This window comes from Streptomyces sp. NBC_00663 (genome assembly GCF_036226885.1).
Classification (GTDB): domain Bacteria; phylum Actinomycetota; class Actinomycetes; order Streptomycetales; family Streptomycetaceae; genus Streptomyces.
The window spans coordinates 7494946-7511220 of record NZ_CP109027.1 but is presented as its reverse complement, the minus strand read 5'-3'; the positions used below and the strand labels follow the sequence as shown (position 1 = coordinate 7511220).

The window sequence follows — 16275 nt, the reverse complement described above, 5'->3', positions numbered from 1 at the left end:
GCGCTGACATCGACAGTGCCCGATCCCACGAGGTACGAAGCGGCCGCGTCGTAGATGTCTACGACGCGGCCGCTCGTTTCATCGTCCTAGTGGGCGCCGGTGCCGGTCAGTGACCGGACCTCCAGCTCCGCGTACTTGCCGGCGTCGGGCTCCTCCTTGGAGACCAGCGTGCCGAGCCAGCCCATGAGGAAACCGAACGGGATGGAGATGATGCCCGGGTTCTTCAGCGGGAAGTAGGCGAAGTCGACGTCGGGGAACATCGCCTTCGGGTCGCCGGAGACCACCGGGGAGAACAGCACCAGGCCCACGGCGACGATCAGGCCGCCGTAGATCGACCAGAGGGCTCCCTGGGTGGTGAACCGCTTCCAGAAGAGGCTGTAGAGGATGGTGGGCAGGTTCGCGGACGCGGCGACCGCGAAGGCCAGCGCGACCAGGCCGGCCACGTTGAGGTCGCGGGCGAGGGCGCCCAGGCAGATCGCGACGGCGCCGATGAAGACGGTCGCCCAGCGGGCCGCGCGGATCTCCTCCTTGCCGGACGCCTGTCCCTTGCGGATGACGTTGGCGTAGATGTCGTGCGCGAAGGAGGACGACGAGGCCAGGGTCAGACCGGCGACCACCGCGAGGATCGTCGCGAAGGCGACCGCCGAGATCGTGGCCAGCAGGATCGCGCCCCACGCCGAGTCGACGCCGCCCAGGTGCAGGGCGAGCAGCGGGGCCGCCGTGTTGCCGGACGGGTTGGACTCGATGATCTCCTTCTGGTCGATCAGGGCGGCGGCGCCGAAGCCGAGCGCGATCGTCATCAGGTAGAAGCCGCCGATGATGCCGATGGCCCAGTTCACGGACTTACGGGCGGCCTTGGCGTTGGGCACCGTGTAGAAGCGGATCAGGATGTGCGGCAGGCCCGCGGTGCCGAGGACCAGGGCGATGCCGAGCGAGATGAAGTCCAGCTTGGAGGTGCCGGTGGCGCCGTACTGGAGGCCCGGCTCCAGGAAGGCCGAGCCCTTGCCGCTGTTCTCTGCGGCCGTGCCCAGCAGGTCGGAGATGTTGAAGTTGAACTTCAGCAGCACCAGGAAGGTGATCAGGATGGTGCCGCTGATGAGCAGCACGGCCTTGACCATCTGGACCCAGGTGGTGCCCTTCATGCCGCCGATGGAGACGTACACGATCATCAGGACGCCGACCATGGCGACGATGCCGATCTTGCCCGCGTCGGAGGTGATGCCGAGCAGCAGCGAGACGAGGACGCCCGCGCCGGCCATCTGCGCCAGCAGGTAGAAGATCGAGACGACGATCGTGGAGGTGCCGGCCGCGGTACGGACCGGGCGCTGACGCATGCGGTACGCGAGGACGTCGCCCATGGTGTAGCGGCCGGAGTTGCGCAGCGGCTCGGCGACCAGGAGCAGGGCGACCAGCCAGGCGACCAGGAAGCCGATGGAGTACAGGAAGCCGTCGTAGCCGAACAGGGCGATGGCGCCGGCGATGCCGAGGAAGGACGCGGCCGACATGTAGTCGCCGGAGACCGCGAGTCCGTTCTGGAAGGCGCTGAACTGGCGTCCGCCGGCGTAGAAGTCGGCGGCGTCCTTGGTCTGGCGGCCGGCCCAGATGGTGATGACCAGGGTCGCGAGGACGAAGACGGCGAACAGGCTGATGATCAGCGGCCGGTGCTCGCTGGCCTCGCCGGCCGCCAGGGTGATCGCGGGGCTCATGCGCCGCCCTCCATCCGGGACTTGATCGCTTCGGCCTTGGGGTCGAGCTTCGCGGCGGCGTGCCGCGAGTACCACCAGGCGATGAGGAACGTGGTGAGGAACTGGGCGATGCCGAACACGAAGGCGACGTTGATGTTGCCGAAGAGCTTGGTGCCCATGAAGTCGCCGGCGTAGTTCGACAGCAGGACGTACAGCAGGTACCAGGCGATGAAGGCGACGGTCAGGGGGAAGGCGAAGTTGCGGTAGGAGCGGCGCAGTTCACCGAACTCCGCGCTCTGCTGCACCTCGGTGAACTCCTCGGTGCTGGGGAGTCGGTGCTCTGTCGAGGGGGGCGGTGCGTCGGTAGCCACGGAGTCTCCTCGCGTTGCGGGCGCTGTTGCCACTGCGGACGGGGGCTGGTCTGGGGTGGGGGACGGGTTCGGTACGACGGACATGGACGGCTCTGTTCCTCGCGGTTCGTCAGGGGGCTCGATCGTGCTCGCGCTCCCTGCCCAAGGTCACGGCGGCACGCGAGGACCGGTTCAACTGGGTTTGCTTCTTCTTGAAGTCATCCGGGGAAGGTCATTGCTGGCCAGCGACTGCGGGAGATAGCTTCGGGCCTGCACCACCCGTCATGTACCTGCCCGAGCACCACCTGTGTCTCGGGCGGTTTCGTTTCCGGATGATGTGGAGACCCCATGTCCCGTCTGCGTTCCAGACGTCGGCTCGCCCTTGCCGTACCCGTCGTGCTCTCGCTGACCGCCTCGCTCGGCTTCCTGCCGGCGGCCGCGTCGGCCGCCCCCTACGCGGAGTCCACCGCGCAAACCGCGGACGCACCGAATCTGTCGTACGTCGTCAACACCAAGGTGGACCATCACACGATCGCGTCCGTCAAGAAGGCCATCGCCGCGGCCGGCGGCACCGTCGTCATCACGTACGACAAGATCGGTGTGATCGTCGTCCACTCGGCCAACCCCGACTTCGGCGCCCAGATACGGAAGGTGCGCGGCGTGCAGTCCGCGGGCGCGACCCGTACCTCGCCGCTGGCCCCGGCCGGGACGACGGACGAGGGCGCGGCGCAGCTGCTCACGAAGGAGCAGGCCGAGAAGGTCGAGCAGGCCTCGGCCGCCGAAGCGGCGAGCGAGCCCCTCGAGGCCGACCAGTGGGACCTGCGCGCCATCGGCGCCGACAAGGCCGCGCAGATCAACCCGGGCAGCAGGAAGGTGACGGTCGCCGTCATCGACACCGGTGTGGACGACACCCACCCGGACATCGCGCCGAACTTCTCCGCCTCCCAGTCCGCCAACTGCGACGGTGGTGTCCCGAACACCACCGAGGGCGCCTGGCGGCCGTACACCGCGGACGACTACCACGGCACCCATGTGGCCGGTGAGATCGCCGCCGCCCGCAACGGCATCGGTGTCGCCGGTGTCGCGCCGGGTGTGAAGGTCGCGGCCATCAACGTGACCGACCCGAGCAACGGCCTCTTCTACCCGGAGAGCGTCGTCTGCGCGTTCGTGTTCGCCGCCGACCACGGCGTGGAGATCACGAACAACAGCTACTACGTTGATCCATGGCTGTACAACTGTGTGGACGACCCCGATCAGCGGGCCATTGTTGATTCGGTCAACAGGGCGTCCCTGTACGCGCAGCACAAGGGCACGCTCAACCTGGCCTCGGCGGGCAACTCCAACGATGACCTCGACTCGGACGCCCTCGTCGACGACAGCAGCCCCGACGACTCCACCCCGGTCACCCGCACCGTCGACCCGCACGAGTGCTTCGACGTGCCGACCATGCTTCCGGGTGTCGTCACGGTCAGCGCGACGGGCGTGAACAACCTCAAGTCGTACTACTCCTCGTACGGTGACGGCGTCATCGACATCGCGGCGCCGGGCGGCGACCGGCTCTACCAGATCCCGGACACCCCGTCGAAGAACGGTCGCATCCTGTCGACGATGCCGAACAATTCGTACGGCTTCCTCCAGGGCACCTCGATGGCGTCCCCGCACGCCGCGGGCGTCGCCGCGCTGCTGAAGTCGACGCATCCGTGGGCGACTCCGGCGCAGCTCCAGGCGCTGATGAAGGCGCAGGCCGACAACCCGGGCTGCCCGGCCTCCTACGACCAGGACGGCGACGGCACGCAGGACGCGACCTGCGTGGGCGGCAAGCGGGTCAACGGGTTCTACGGCTTCGGCATCGTGAACGCGCTGCGCGCGGTCAAGTAGCTCTCGTCCTCGTCTCAGACCCGCACGGTCGGCTCGTACCGCTCGTACCACTCGTACCGCGAACGAACTGGAGATCCAGAATGACAGCGCCTCACCCGCGCTTCCGCCGCGCGATGGCCGTCCCCGTCGGGATGGCCATGGCGACGGCCCTTGCGTTCCTGCCGAACGTCTCGGCGTCGGCGGCGGAGGAAGCCCCGGCCGCCGAGGCCACCTCGCTCAGCTATGTCGTCAACGTCAGCCCGGGGCACGGGCTTTCGAAGCACGTGAAGAAGGCGATAGCCGAGGCCGGCGGCACCGTCGTGACGTCGTACGACCAGATAGGCGTGGTCGTCGTCCACTCGGCCAACCCCGACTTCGCGAAGATCCTGCGCACCGTGCGCGGGGTGCAGTCGGCCGGCAACACGCGCAACGCGCCGCTGCCCGCCCAGTCGACGACCGACGTGGGCACCCCCAAGGTGCTCGACGCCGACGACCTCGCGAACGTGGAGGCCGCCGAGGGGCAGGACCCGCTGGAGCCGTTGCAGTGGGACCTGCCCGCCATCAAGGCGGACAAGGCGCACGAGAAGTCGCTCGGCAGCAGCAAGGTGACCGTCGCCGTGATCGACACCGGCGTCGACGACACCCACCCGGACATCGCGCCGAACTTCGACCGGGCCGCGTCGGTCAACTGCGTGACGGGCAAGCCCGACACGACCGACGGGGCGTGGCGGCCGACCACGGGCGAGAGCCCGCACGGCACGCATGTCGCCGGTGAGATAGCGGCCGCCAAGAACGGCGTCGGCATGACGGGCGTCGCGCCCGGCGTGAAGGTGTCCGGCATCAAGGTGTCCACGACCGCCGGCTACTTCTACACGGAGGCCGTGGTCTGCGGCTTCGTGTGGGCGGCCGAGCACGGCGTCGACGTCACGAACAACAGCTATTACACCGACCCGTGGTACTTCAACTGCAAGAACGACCCGGACCAGAAGGCGCTCGTCGACGCCGTCTCCCGGGCCTCGCGCTATGCGGAGAAGAAGGGCACGGTCAACGTCGCGGCGGCCGGCAACGAGAACTACGACCTCGCGGCCGACGAGATCACCGACCCGGTCTCCCCCAATGACGCGACCCCCTCGGACCGGGTCATCGACCCCTCCGAGTGCTACGACATCCCGACCCAGCTGCCGGGTGTCGTGACGGTCGCGGCGACCGGTGCGAAGGGCATCAAGTCGTCCTTCTCCAACCACGGTCTGGGCGTCATCGACATCGCCGCTCCCGGTGGCGACTCGACCCGCTTCCAGACCCCGGCCCCGCCGGCCACCAGCGGCCTGATCCTGGGCACGCTGCCGGGCGGCGGCTGGGGCTACATGGCCGGTACGTCGATGGCCTCCCCGCATGTCGCGGGCGTGGCCGCGCTCATCAAGTCGACGCACCCCAAGGCCTCCCCGGCCCTGGTGAAGGCCCTGCTGTACGCGGAGGCCGACGCCACGCCGTGCACCGACCCGTACGACATCGACGGCGACGGCAAGGTCGACGCGGTGTGCGAGGGCTCGAAGAACCACAACGGCTTCTACGGGTGGGGTACGGCCGACGCCCTGGACGCGGTCACCAAGTAACGGCACATGTGTGAAGGGGTCGGGGACCGGGTCCCCGGCCCCTTCGCGTGTGGGGGATGATCTACGGCCATGGATGTGTACGAGGATCCCGCTACGTGGACGGCCGAACCGGTGCGTCCCAAAGGGCTGTTGACCGCGCGCTTCATCGCGACCGTTCTGTTCCTGCCGGTGCTCTGGGTGTTCTGGCTGGTGGTCGTTCTCGTCACGATCGCCGTGGGTCTGGTGACGGAGGTGATCGTCGTGCTGAGCACCTCGTACGAGAACGGCCTGTTCAAGATGCTGGACCGGGCCATCGCCCGTATGCGGCTGCCCTCCTGGGGTGTGACCTGGCCCGAGCTGCGGCACGAGGGCGACACCGCGTACTACAGGGCCCGGGTCGAGAGGGTGGTCGGCGCGTGGACCGCCAAGGCCGCGAACCCGCGCGATCCCAAGAAGTTCCGGCAGGTGGTGGAGTGCGAGATACCGATGCGCCACTACCGCGGCGTCGGCGGCCGGTACGTCGCCCAGGTCGCCCTCGCCCAGGGCTGGGAGCTGCGGCCCACGGACGTGCGCAAGGAGGTGCGTCTCTGGTGGTCCGCCGCGTCATGAGTTGATCTCAGGTTGATTGAATCAATACTGCATAGTGAAGTCATGACTGACGTGGTGCGCGAGGGGGTTCTACAGGCGCGGCTTCCCGTACGGGAGTTGGCGCGCGCTTGTGTGGGTGCGTGTGCGCGGGCCGCCGCTGAGCTGGGGGCGCTGCGGGCCGGGCGTGACGAGGTGCCGGATGTGCGAGTGGACGACGGGGCCGTCGCCACCGCGTTCACGAGTGAACGGCATCTGTTGATCAATGGTCGGGCTCCGGTCAACTTCGCGCCCCTGTCCAGGTTCTGGCGGACCGCCGACGGGTGGGTGCGCACACATGCCAACTACCCGCACCACCGGGAGCGACTGCTCAAGGTGATGGGCCCGGCCGACTCCCTGGAGACGGCGTTCGCCGAGCGGTCCGCCCTGGAGGTCGAGGAGGCCGTGTACGCGGCCGGCGGCCTCGCCGTCGCGTTGCGGACGCCCGAGGAGTGGGCGGCGCACGAGCAGGCGGCGGAGCTGGCCAAGCGGCCCCTGGTGGAGCGTGAGCGGCTCGACTCCGCCCCCGCGCGTGTGCTCGCGCCGATCGACGGCACTCCCCTGCTGCCCGCCGCCGGGCTGCGGGTCCTGGATCTGACCCGGGTCATCGCGGGCCCGGTCGCGACCCGCACGCTCGCCCTGCTGGGCGCCGACGTACTGCGGATCGATCCGCCTCACGTCCCCGAACTGCCGGACCAGCACGCCGACACCGGCTTCGGGAAGCGGTCCGCGACGCTGGACCTGGCGACCGACCGGGGCACCTTCGAGGAGCTGCTGGCTAGGGCCGACGTGGTCGTCACCGGGTACCGGCCGGGCGCCCTCGACCGGTTCGGGCTGTCGGCTCAGGCGCTGGCGGAGCGGCGGCCGGGGGTGGTCGTGGCGCAGTTGTCTGCGTGGGGCGCGTACGGGCCCTGGAGCGAGCGGCGGGGCTTCGACAGCCTGGTGCAGGTGGCGACCGGGATCGCGGCGGTCGAGGGATCGGTGGAGCAACCCGGCGCGCTGCCTGCGCAGGCGCTGGACCACGGAACGGGGTATCTGCTGGCGGCGGAGGTGCTGCGGGCGGTGCGCGAGCAGTCGTACGACGGCGGCGGCCGGTCCGTACGGCTGGCGCTGGCCCGGACGGCGCGGTGGCTGATGGAGGAGATCCCGGTCGGGGAGGTTGGGGAGGTCGGGGAGGTTGGGGAGGTCGGGGCGGTCGGGGAGAGCGCGTACGCCGGCCCCGAGGCCTGGCTCGCCGAGACCGACAGCGGTATCGGGCGGCTGCGGTACGCCCGGTCGCCGGTGTCCTTCGTGGACGGGCCGGTCGACTGGGCTCGGCCGCCCGGCCCCTGGGGCGTCGACTCCGCGCGGTGGGAGTGAGCGGCGGTCGGCCGGAAAACGTACCCGTGGGCGGAATGGCGTAACGCCGGTCGTTTTCCTTGACTTGCCCCGTTCTGCGACAGCTGGTGAAGATCTTGAGGTGACCTTGATAAGACCCGGCACCCGGGCGACCGACGCCGACGCGCCACTGCCGCGTCGGCTCGGCACCGGCCGTGCCGTCGCCGTCCTCGTCCTGGTGGCGCTCGGCGCCCTGATACCGCTGCTCGGCCCGTCCGCCGCGCTGCACGGCACCGGGGAGGCCGCGGCCCCCGGTGACGGTGGCATCGCGTTGCTGCGGGCGGTGCTGGTGGCTGCGCTGTGCGTGCCGGTGGGCGAGCTGTTCGTGAACCGGCTGGCCCGCGCGGTGCCCGGCCCTCCCCCGGTCATGCCGCGCAGTTGGGCCGCGTACGCCGCGGGCGCCGGGTTCGTCGCCGCGCTGGGGCTGGCCTCGGTCGTGGCGACCGGGAACCTCGTGCCGCACAGCCTGGCGCAGATCGATGTCGGCGGCCTGTACGACTCCCGGGACGGCAAGCTCGCGCTCGTCGAGGTCAACGCGTTCCTCGTGGCCGGTCTGTGCGCCCGCTCGGCCCGCCCGGCTTCCCAGGTCTGGCCGCTGGCCGCGATCGTGGTCGCGGAGGCGCTGCGGGCCCACCCCCCGACCGAGCACAGTCCGCTGGTCGGGTCGGGACTGACGCTCATCCATCTGACCTGCGCCGCGCTGTGGGCGGGCGGGCTGCTGTACGCGCTGCGGACACTCCGGGGGTGGGGCGCGTCTGAGGCCGGCTCGGCCCTGCTGGGCCTTTACGCGCGCGTGGCCGCCGTGCTGCTGGCCGCGATCACCGCGACCGGGGTGTGGAGCACGCTGCGCCGGATGCCGCCGGAGACGGTCCTCGACCAGCTGACGACGACCGCGTACGGGCGCGTGCTGCTCGCCAAGGTGCTGCTGGTGGCCGCGGTCGCCGGGCTCGCCCTGTGGGCGCGGCTCCGGCTGCGCCGGGCGCCCGACCCGCTGACCGCCTGCTCCCCCGCGCGTGCGGAGATCGCCGTACTGGGCGTGGTGATCGTGGTGTCGGCGCTGCTGACGGCGCTGCCGTTGCCGATCCGCTGGTGAAGCGTGAAGCGTGAAGTGTGAAACTCAGCCTGTGACCAGGACCTTCAGCGCCGTGCGCTCGTCCATCGCCTTGTAGCCGGCGGGTACGCCCTCCATGTCGACGGTCAGGTCGAAGACGGGCGACGGGTCGATGCTGCCGTCCAGGATGTCGGGCAGCAGCTCGGGGATGTACGCGCGGACCGGCGCGACGCCGCCGCGCAGCCCGATGTTCCGGTCGAACATGACGCCGAGGTCGAGCCCGGTGCCGCTGCCGTGCGGGACGCCGACCCAGCCGACGGTGCCGCCGTCGCGCGCGATGCCGACCGCCGTACGCATGGACTGCTCGGTGCCGACGGCCTCGACGACGGCGTGGGCGCCCTGGCCTCCGGTGAGTTCACGGACGGCCTCGACGGCCGCGTCGCCCCGCTCGGCGACGACGTCGGTGGCGCCGAAGCGGCGCGCGATGTCGGTGCGGACCTCGTGGCGGCCCAGCGCGATGATCCGCTCGGCGCCCAGTCGCTTGGCGGCCAGGACCGCACACAGGCCCACGGCTCCGTCACCGACGACGGCGACCGTGGCACCCGCGCGGGCGCCGGCGCCGAGAGCGGCGTGGTGGCCGGTGCCCATGACGTCGGAGAGGGTCAGCAGGGCGGACAGCAGGTGGTCGTCGGAGGCCGCCTCCTTGGGCAGCTGGACGAGGGTGCCGTCGGCGAAGGGGACGCGCACGGCCTCGCCCTGGCCGCCGTCGTAGCCGACGGAGCCCCAGAAGCCGCCGTGCTCGCAGGAGGTGTTCAGGCCCTCGCGGCAGTAGTCGCAGACCCCGTCGGACCACATGAAGGGCGCGACGACCAGGTCTCCGCGCCGTACGGTGGCCACCTCGGAGCCCGTCTCCTCGACGATGCCGAGGAACTCGTGCCCGATCCGCTGCCCCGGCTGCCGGGTCGCCTGCCCGCGGTACGCCCACAGGTCGCTGCCGCAGATGCAGGCGCGCAGGACGCGGACCACGGCGTCGGTCGGCAGCTGCACGACCGGGTCGGGCACGTCCTCGACGCGCATGTCGAAGGGGGCGTGGATGGTGGTGGCGCGCATGGCGAGGATCCTTCTCGTCTCTGGTGGTACCCGCGCTCAGGGGGTGGTCGAGCGCACTTCACCGTACGCCGCCCCCGGCAGCCGTCGCTCGCCGAGTGTGCCGGTGACCAGCAGGTACTGCGCGGCGACATAGGTGGCCATGATCCAGAGGTCGGGGCGCGGCAACTGGTCCCACTCGGCGACACCGCTCGCGATGAGCGTGTCGGAGAGCACGAACAGCACACCGCCGATCCCGGCGAGACGGCCCATGCGGGCGGCGGCCAGGTAGGCCATGACGGTGAGCAGGACGCTGTAGCCGGCGACGGGGATCCGCAGGTCGGCCGGCAGGTCGGGCCACAGGGACTGGACGGTGCCGGCCAGGAACACGGTGTAGACGACGGCGAGGAAGCCGCCCCTCGCGCGGACCGTCGCCCGGTCCGCGCCGTACTTCTGGAACAGGACGACGTAGCAGACGTGCCCGGCCGCGAAGGAGGCCATCCCCGCGAGGAAGGCCGGTTCGGCGTCCAGGAGGAGCAGGGTGTCGCCGCCCCAGCCGCAGAGGAGGGCGGCGATCAGGAGGCGAGGGGCGCCGCGCACCGCCGCGTACGCGGCCAGGAGCGGCATCAGCAGGGGCTTGGCGACGAGGTGCCCGGCGTCCCAGCCGGCCGCCAGGGAGCCGAGGTCCACGGCGGTCGTGAGGGCGAGGGCCCCGATGAGCGGGCGTCTCACGCGGCCACGGTCTCCTCGGCCGGTTCCGCCGCGGGCGCCGGCCGCCATCCCGGCCCCCGGAAGACATGCCCCACGCGGTTGCGCCATCCTCGGGCCGCCTTGATGTCCCTGGCGATCGACATGTACTCGTGGGTGGCGACCTTGATCGGGTTGAACGTCTTGATGTTCTTGGTCAACCCGTAGACGGGCCGGTCGGTCTCGGCGACGAACGAGCCGAAGAGCCGGTCCCAGACGATGAGGATGCCGCCGAAGTTGCGGTCCAGGTAGCCGCCCTGGGAGGCGTGGTGGACGCGGTGGTGGGAGGGCGTGTTGAGGACGAACTCGAACCACCGGGGCAGCTTGTCGATGCGCTCGGTGTGGATCCAGAACTGGTAGACGAGGTTCGCCGAGGAGCAGAACGCGAGCGCGGCCGGGTGCACACCGGCGGCGATCAGCGGCAGGTAGAACGGCCAGACGGTCAGTGAGGTCCAGGGCTGGCGCAGGGCCGTGGTGAGGTTGAACTTCTCGCTGGAGTGGTGGACGACGTGGCAGGCCCACAGGATGCGGATGACGTGGTGACCGCGGTGCGACCAGTAGTAGAAGAAGTCCTGCGCGAGCAGCATCAGCGGGACCGTCCACCACAGCACGGGGACGCGCAGGGGGGTGAGTTCGTAGACCGCCGTGTAGATCGCGACGATGGGGATCTTCCACAGGAAGTCGAGGACGAGGCTCCCCAGCCCCATGCCGACGCTGGTCGCGGCGTCCTTCGTCTCGTATCCGGCGGCGTCGTCGTCGGGGTGGACGCGGACGCTGATCATCTCGACCACGGTGAGCAGCACGAAGGCGGGTATCGACCACAGCACGACATCGGGCAGGTTCGGCATGGGGGCACCGTAGAACCGCTGGTCGGCCGCCGCTAGACGTTGTTACTCACAAGTATTACCGAGGGTACGCGCTTACTTGTTGGTGATCTCCGCCAAAGGCTGCACAGGCGTCTTCAGACTCCGGCCGCCCCGAGCAGCGTCCCCGCCGCGTAGGTGACCCCCATGGCCAGCGCGCCGCCCGCCACGTTCCGCAGCATCGCCCGGCCCGGGTCGGCCGCGCCGAGGCGGGCGCTGCTCCAGCCGGTGAGGACGAGGGCGGCGAGGACGGAGACCACGGTGACCGCGAGGCGCCAGCCGGCCGGCGGCAGGACCATGGCCAGCAGCGGGAGCAGGGCGCCCGCGGTGAACGCCAGGAAGCTCGCCCACGCGGCGTGCCAGGGGTTGGTCAGCTGGTCGGGGTCGATACCGAGCTCCACGCGCGCGTGGGCGCGCAGCGCGTCCCGCGCGGTGAGCTGCTCGGCGGCCTCCCGGGCCACGTCCCGGGACAGTCCGCGTTCCTCCAGCAACCCGGTGAGCTCCGCCAGCTCGGCCTCCGGCCGCTCCCGCAGTTCCCGCTTCTCGACCGCCAGGGCCGCCCTCTCCGAGTCCCGCTGGGTGGAGACGGACACGTACTCCCCCGCCGCCATGGACATCGACCCGGCGAGCAGTCCGGCCAGGCCCGCCGTCAGCAGGGCCGAGCGGTCGTCGGTGGCCCCGGCGACGCCGACGACGAGGCCCGCGGTGGACACGATGCCGTCGTTGGCGCCCAGGACGGCGGCCCGCAGCCAGTTCAGCCGCGCTCCGAGGGCGCCGCCGTGGGTCTCGTCATGCGTGGGTTCGGTCACAGACGCGAGGATGGCACCGTCAGTGTCACCACACGCGTACCGACGCCCCCTTGGCGAACAACGGGCTCGTCGCGTCCGCCGGTGGTTCGGCCAGCGGCTCGGCGATCTCCTCCACCGTCGGCCCCACCTTCGCCGCGATCGGGTCGAGGAGGTCGAGGTCGAAGCCGTACACGCGCGCGGCGTTGCCGCCGACCATCGCCGCGACCTCGTCGCGCGGCACGCGCGCGAAGGCGTACCGCAGGCCCTCGCGCGTGTACGGGTACGTCCCCTCGTCGTGCGGGTAGTCGCTGCCCCACATGATCCGGTCGACGCCGATCCGGTCCCGCAGCGGCACCTCGTGCGGGCGCATGAAGCTGGCGCCGACGAAGCAGTTGTCGCGCCAGACCTTCGACGGCGCGTCGCCCATGCGGGCGGCGAGTCCCGCGCCGAACTTGGACTCGGCGGTGGTGGCCTTCGTCGCCGCCGCGATCAGGCGCCCGTGGTAGTAGTCCAGCATCTCCAGCACGCCCGGGATCCAGCCCGACCCCTGTTCCGTGAGGACCAGCTTCAGCTCCGGGTGGCGGCGGAAGGCGCCGCCGAAGACCAGGTGCCACAGCGCCCGGTGCGAGAACCAGGTCGTCTCGACCATGAAGACCGCGCGGGCGGCCGGTTCGTCGCCGAGCGGCGGGGACGCCGATCCCGCGTGGTGGTTGACGGGGACGCCGAGCTCCGCGCAGACCGCCCAGAGCGGGTCGTACGCCGCCGAGTACAGCTCGGGCAGGCCCGAGCCCGGTGGGGTGCCGGGCAGCAGCAGGCCGCCCTTGAGGCCCGCCTCGGCGGCCCACCGGGCCTCCTTGACGGCCTCCTCGACGTCGTTGAGGAGGATCTGGAAGACGCCCGCGCGCCGGCCCGGCGCGGCGGCGCAGAAGTCGGCCATCCAGCGGTTGTGGGCGCGCAGTCCGGCCCAGCGCCGCTCGAAGTCCTCCGCGGTGGGCGCGGGCGCCATGAGGGAGCTCGACGGGAAGAACGGCGGGATGGTGTTCGGGAACAGCACCTCGGCGACGATCCCGTCCGCCTCCAGCTCCGCGAGCCGCCGCTCGGAGTTCCAGTTCTTGTCGGCGGTGTCGGCGACCAGGTCCTCGTACGGGTTGACGTACGTCGCCGCCCAGACGTCGAACTCGTCGTGGTACCGCTTCTCCAGGTAGGGCCGGTAGTCGAGCAGGTCGGCGCCCGCGTGGCAGTCGGCCGAGATCACCGTGTAGCGGTCGGTCATGAGGATGCCCCCAGCACAGGGAAGTCGTGGTCGGTCAGCCAGTGCCGGCCCACCTCGCGCGAGCGCGCCCAGGACGCTTCCACGGCCGTCTGGTCGGCGCTCTGGCCGAGGTCGGCGGGGGTGGGGCCGATACGGCGGGCGAGCGGGGTCAGTTTCTCGACGTCGAAGCCGAAGACGTCGGCCGCGGCGAGGCCCAGCATGCGGCGGGTCTCGGCGACCGGGATGTCGTGGAAGGTGCGCTTCAGCCACGCGCGCGTGTCGGGCCAGGTGCCCTCGGGGTGCGGGAAGTCGCTGCCCCAGAGGATGTTGTCGACGCCGATCTCGTAGCGCTGGGCGAGTTCGCGGCGCTTGGTGTTGGTGGCGCAGACGAAGATCTGGCGGTCGAGGTACTCGTGCGGCGGGCGCTTCAGCTCCTGGAACGGGGAGAGCTTCTTGCCGCCGTGCGCGCCGAGGTAGAGGCGGTCCATGAACCACAGCAGGTTCGGCAGCCACCAGCAGCCCGACTCCGCGACCCCGAACCTGAGCCCGGGGTGGCGTTCGAAGACGCCGGACCAGAGCAGGAACCACAGGGGCCGGGCGGGCCACCAGGTCACCTCGCTGACGAAGATGCCCAGATGGTCGCCGTACTCGTGCCGCGGCGCCGATCCGGAGTGCGTGGTCACGGGCATTCCGCACTCGGCCGCCGCCGCCCACACGGGGTCGTAACGGCGGTCGTGGTAGGGCTCCTTGTCACCCCACAGGGCGGGGATCATCAGCGCGCCGAGCCCGGACTCCTTGGCCCGGTGCACCTCGGCGACCACCTTCGGCACGTCGGCCGTGATCGGCAACAGGGCCACCCCGCAGTGCCGTTCGGGGTTCTGCCCCACGAACTCCGCCAGCCAGCGGTTGTGCGCCTGCGCGCCCGCCATGCCCAGCTCGGGGTCGTGGTCGCCGGAGAGCCCGAGGCCCACCCCGAAGGGCGCGGCCGTCTGGCTGTCCACGGCGTCGGCGTCCGGGAAGACGACCTCGGCGGCCACCCCGTCGCCGTCCAGCTCCTTGAGCCGCTGCGCGGTGTCCCAGCCTCCGCGCAGGCCCTCCTCGTTGTCCTGGAACCACTTGGTCGCGAAGGCCTCGTTGCGGATGCCGAGCCGGGTCATCTCCGCCCGGCGCCGCTCGCGCCCGGCGAGGAAGTCGTCGAAGTCCCGGTGGAAACGGGCGTCCAGATAGGGCCGGTACTCCTCGGTGGGCAGCCCGGCGTGGCAGTCGGAGGAGATGATCAGATAGGGCTCCTGGTCGGTCACGTCGACCCCCTCGGTCAGTCCAGGATGAAGTTCTCCAGGTACGACGGGTTCGCGCGGTCCAGCATCGACTGGGCACGCGCGCGTATCTGCGCGTCGCTGCGCTCGCTCGCAGGCAGCATCCAGAAGCGGTCCGCGCGGATGCCGTCCACGACGGTCTCGGCCACCTCCTCGACGGGCGTGAAGCGCACCTCCCTGCCCGCTTCCCTCATCGCGGTCTCCCACTGGTCGAGGCTGCGGTACGGCGTCCTGCGGGGCCGCTCCTTGGCGTAGCGCTCGGGGCGGTTGCGATGGGACTCCCACAGGCCGGTGCGGAGCATGTGGGGGCCCGGGAAGAGGACGGAGGCGCCCACACGCGCGTGCTCGGCCTTCAGATGGGCGTACAGGGACTCGGTCATCGTCACGACGGCCGCCTTGGTGACGGCGTAGACGGAGGCGGTGGGGAGCGGGGCGATACCGCCGTCACCGGAGGATGTGTTGACCACATGACCGGGTTGACCCGACTTGATCATGTGGGGGACGAATGCCTGGACGCCATGGAAGACGCCCCACACATTGACGGAGAACGCCCACTTCCAGTCGTTCGGCTCGTGCTCCCACATACGGCCCTCGGCGCCGGAGCCGACCCCGGCGTTGTTGCACAGGACATGGACGGCGCCGTACGTCTCGTAGACGAAGTCCGCCAGCTCCAGGACCTGTTCGCGCTCGCCGACGTCGACCACGCGCGCGTGCGCGTCGGCGCCGTCCGCGCGGAGCGCCGCGACGGCCGCGTCCAGCGCCGGTCGTTCGACGTCGGCGAGGACGACCTTGAGGCCCTCGATGGCGAACCGGCGGGCCATCGCGAGGCCTATGCCGCTCGCGGCGCCGGTGACGACGGCCACTTGTCCGGGAAGCAGCTCCATCAGGCACTCCCCTCGGGCGGCCCGTCCAGCACCTGCGCCGGATCGTCGTAGCGCTGATGGACGTACGGCAGCAGCGCCCGCGCGTCCACCCGTTCGACGACCTTGCCGCGCTGGTCGCTGGTCTTCTCGCCGAGGGTGATCTCCACCAGCCGGCGCACCGGCAGGTCGGCCACCGGGTCGTACCTCGACTCGCGCAGCACTACCTCGCCGGCGATCCGCTCGAGGCGGCGCACCTTCTCGTTGCGCAGACAGTGCACGAGGACCGGGTCGCCGTCGAAGCCGGAACCGTCCACCGCGGGAAGGAACTTGAAGTAGAAGTCGGTCTTCTGGGCAGGCTGCGGCGGCGGCAGCTCGCCTGCGACCGTGCCGCGTACCTCCACGAAGGCGATGCCGTGCCGGGCCAAGGAAGCACGCACGTTCTGGCCCTCGCGGTCGACGACGACCTCGCCGAGCTTCTTCGGCTCGCCGAACACCTCGCGGCCGCCGATCAGGGCCCGTTCATGGGTCATCGGCATGACCAGGGGGTACCAGCCGTCGACGCCGTCATGGGCCGCGGCGACCGCGAACGAGCCCGCGCCGAGCGGGTATCCGGGCAGGTCGACCTTGCTGATGTTGACCCGGGCCAGCGGCCGGTCCGTGGGCTTCAGGGGCGGTGGCAGGACCGCCGCGACCGCGTCCGGGTCGGTCTCCCAGACGGCCACCACCCCGGTGGACCAGATGTCGGGAAGCCGCGCGCCCGCGGTGCGCGCGGCGGCGATCTCCGCCTCGGTCCGCGCGCCGTACCGTACGCGTGCCATGCCGTA

15 protein-coding genes are annotated in these 16275 nt (G+C 71.0%); 5 read left to right on the top strand and 10 right to left on the bottom strand.

Annotation, left to right across the window (positions count from 1 at the left end; all coding sequences use genetic code 11):
- Positions 1–86: 86 nt before the first annotated feature.
- Both OG866_RS34025 and OG866_RS34020 read right to left on the bottom strand, forming a co-directional pair.
- Positions 87–1706 (bottom strand): solute symporter family protein, encoded by a 1620-nt coding sequence (locus tag OG866_RS34025; RefSeq protein WP_329340722.1) that lies wholly within the window; start codon positions 1704–1706, stop codon positions 87–89.
- A complete protein-coding gene (locus tag OG866_RS34020) occupies positions 1703–2056 on the bottom strand; it encodes a DUF485 domain-containing protein (protein ID WP_329340720.1) in 354 nt (117 codons plus the stop codon). The genes OG866_RS34025 and OG866_RS34020 overlap by 4 nt, the downstream gene beginning before the upstream one ends.
- Before the next feature lie 327 nt (positions 2057–2383).
- On the opposite strand from OG866_RS34020, the gene OG866_RS34015 reads away from it, so the two are divergent.
- The 5 genes from OG866_RS34015 (at position 2384) to OG866_RS33995 (ending at position 8578) form a co-directional block, all read left to right on the top strand.
- On the top strand, positions 2384–3913 hold the full coding sequence (locus tag OG866_RS34015) for a S8 family peptidase (protein ID WP_329340719.1): 1530 nt from the start codon (positions 2384–2386) through the stop codon (positions 3911–3913).
- An 80-nt stretch (positions 3914–3993) separates the two neighbouring features.
- Entirely contained in the window at positions 3994–5505 is a 1512-nt protein-coding gene (locus tag OG866_RS34010; protein WP_329340717.1) for a S8 family peptidase, read from the top strand.
- A 69-nt stretch (positions 5506–5574) separates the two neighbouring features.
- Entirely contained in the window at positions 5575–6093 is a 519-nt protein-coding gene (locus OG866_RS34005) for a hypothetical protein (protein WP_329340715.1), read from the top strand.
- Between the two features lie 42 nt (positions 6094–6135).
- The gene (locus OG866_RS34000; RefSeq protein WP_329340713.1) at positions 6136–7467 is read left to right on the top strand and encodes a CoA transferase; all 1332 of its coding nucleotides are present in this window, start codon (positions 6136–6138) and stop codon (positions 7465–7467) included.
- 100 nt (positions 7468–7567) lie between these two features.
- Positions 7568–8578, top strand: a complete 1011-nt coding sequence (locus OG866_RS33995) for a CopD family protein (protein WP_443063596.1) — start codon at positions 7568–7570, stop codon at positions 8576–8578.
- Positions 8579–8602: 24 nt separating this feature from the next.
- Here the strand turns inward: OG866_RS33995 and OG866_RS33990 are convergent, their stop codons facing one another.
- The 8 genes from OG866_RS33990 to OG866_RS33955 all read right to left on the bottom strand — a co-directional run bounded on the left by OG866_RS33990 (position 8603) and on the right by OG866_RS33955 (position 16269).
- Positions 8603–9646: a zinc-dependent alcohol dehydrogenase family protein gene (locus tag OG866_RS33990; RefSeq protein ID WP_329340711.1), complete on the bottom strand. Its 1044-nt coding sequence runs from the start codon at positions 9644–9646 to the stop codon at positions 8603–8605.
- A gap of 36 nt (positions 9647–9682) precedes the next feature.
- Complete coding sequence (locus OG866_RS33985) at positions 9683–10402, bottom strand: lysoplasmalogenase (protein WP_443063595.1); 720 nt, start codon at positions 10400–10402, stop codon at positions 9683–9685.
- Entirely contained in the window at positions 10351–11217 is an 867-nt protein-coding gene (locus OG866_RS33980; protein ID WP_329340707.1) for a sterol desaturase family protein, read from the bottom strand. The genes OG866_RS33985 and OG866_RS33980 overlap by 52 nt, the downstream gene beginning before the upstream one ends.
- A gap of 113 nt (positions 11218–11330) precedes the next feature.
- On the bottom strand, positions 11331–12041 hold the full coding sequence (locus tag OG866_RS33975; protein ID WP_329340706.1) for a VIT1/CCC1 transporter family protein: 711 nt from the start codon (positions 12039–12041) through the stop codon (positions 11331–11333).
- A 25-nt stretch (positions 12042–12066) separates the two neighbouring features.
- Entirely contained in the window at positions 12067–13293 is a 1227-nt protein-coding gene (locus OG866_RS33970) for an amidohydrolase family protein (RefSeq protein WP_329340703.1), read from the bottom strand.
- On the bottom strand, positions 13290–14573 hold the full coding sequence (locus tag OG866_RS33965; RefSeq protein ID WP_329340701.1) for an amidohydrolase family protein: 1284 nt from the start codon (positions 14571–14573) through the stop codon (positions 13290–13292). The genes OG866_RS33970 and OG866_RS33965 overlap by 4 nt, the downstream gene beginning before the upstream one ends.
- A 14-nt stretch (positions 14574–14587) precedes the next feature.
- The gene (locus tag OG866_RS33960; protein WP_329340699.1) at positions 14588–15472 is read right to left on the bottom strand and encodes an SDR family NAD(P)-dependent oxidoreductase; all 885 of its coding nucleotides are present in this window, start codon (positions 15470–15472) and stop codon (positions 14588–14590) included.
- Positions 15472–16269, bottom strand: a complete 798-nt coding sequence (locus OG866_RS33955; RefSeq protein WP_329340697.1) for an acetoacetate decarboxylase family protein — start codon at positions 16267–16269, stop codon at positions 15472–15474. Before OG866_RS33955 ends, OG866_RS33960 begins: the two co-directional genes overlap by 1 nt.
- Between the last annotated feature and the right edge of the window lie 6 nt (positions 16270–16275).

What these genes read in the sequence shown, in the direction of transcription:
- OG866_RS34015 (WP_329340719.1), top strand. Translation starts at nt 2,384, where the DNA reads ATGTCCCGTCTGCGTTCCAGACGTCGGCTCGCCCTTGCCGTACCCGTC.
- OG866_RS33985 (WP_443063595.1), bottom strand. Translation starts at nt 10,402, where the DNA reads ATGGCGGCCGGCGCCCGCGGCGGAACCGGCCGAGGAGACCGTGGCCGC.
- OG866_RS33980 (WP_329340707.1), bottom strand. Translation starts at nt 11,217, where the DNA reads ATGCCGAACCTGCCCGATGTCGTGCTGTGGTCGATACCCGCCTTCGTG.
- OG866_RS33990 (WP_329340711.1), bottom strand. Translation starts at nt 9,646, where the DNA reads ATGCGCGCCACCACCATCCACGCCCCCTTCGACATGCGCGTCGAGGAC.
- OG866_RS33960 (WP_329340699.1), bottom strand. Translation starts at nt 15,472, where the DNA reads ATGGAGCTGCTTCCCGGACAAGTGGCCGTCGTCACCGGCGCCGCGAGC.
- OG866_RS34000 (WP_329340713.1), top strand. Translation starts at nt 6,136, where the DNA reads ATGACTGACGTGGTGCGCGAGGGGGTTCTACAGGCGCGGCTTCCCGTA.
- OG866_RS34005 (WP_329340715.1), top strand. Translation starts at nt 5,575, where the DNA reads ATGGATGTGTACGAGGATCCCGCTACGTGGACGGCCGAACCGGTGCGT.
- OG866_RS33955 (WP_329340697.1), bottom strand. Translation starts at nt 16,269, where the DNA reads ATGGCACGCGTACGGTACGGCGCGCGGACCGAGGCGGAGATCGCCGCC.
- OG866_RS34010 (WP_329340717.1), top strand. Translation starts at nt 3,994, where the DNA reads ATGACAGCGCCTCACCCGCGCTTCCGCCGCGCGATGGCCGTCCCCGTC.
- OG866_RS33970 (WP_329340703.1), bottom strand. Translation starts at nt 13,293, where the DNA reads ATGACCGACCGCTACACGGTGATCTCGGCCGACTGCCACGCGGGCGCC.
- OG866_RS34025 (WP_329340722.1), bottom strand. Translation starts at nt 1,706, where the DNA reads ATGAGCCCCGCGATCACCCTGGCGGCCGGCGAGGCCAGCGAGCACCGG.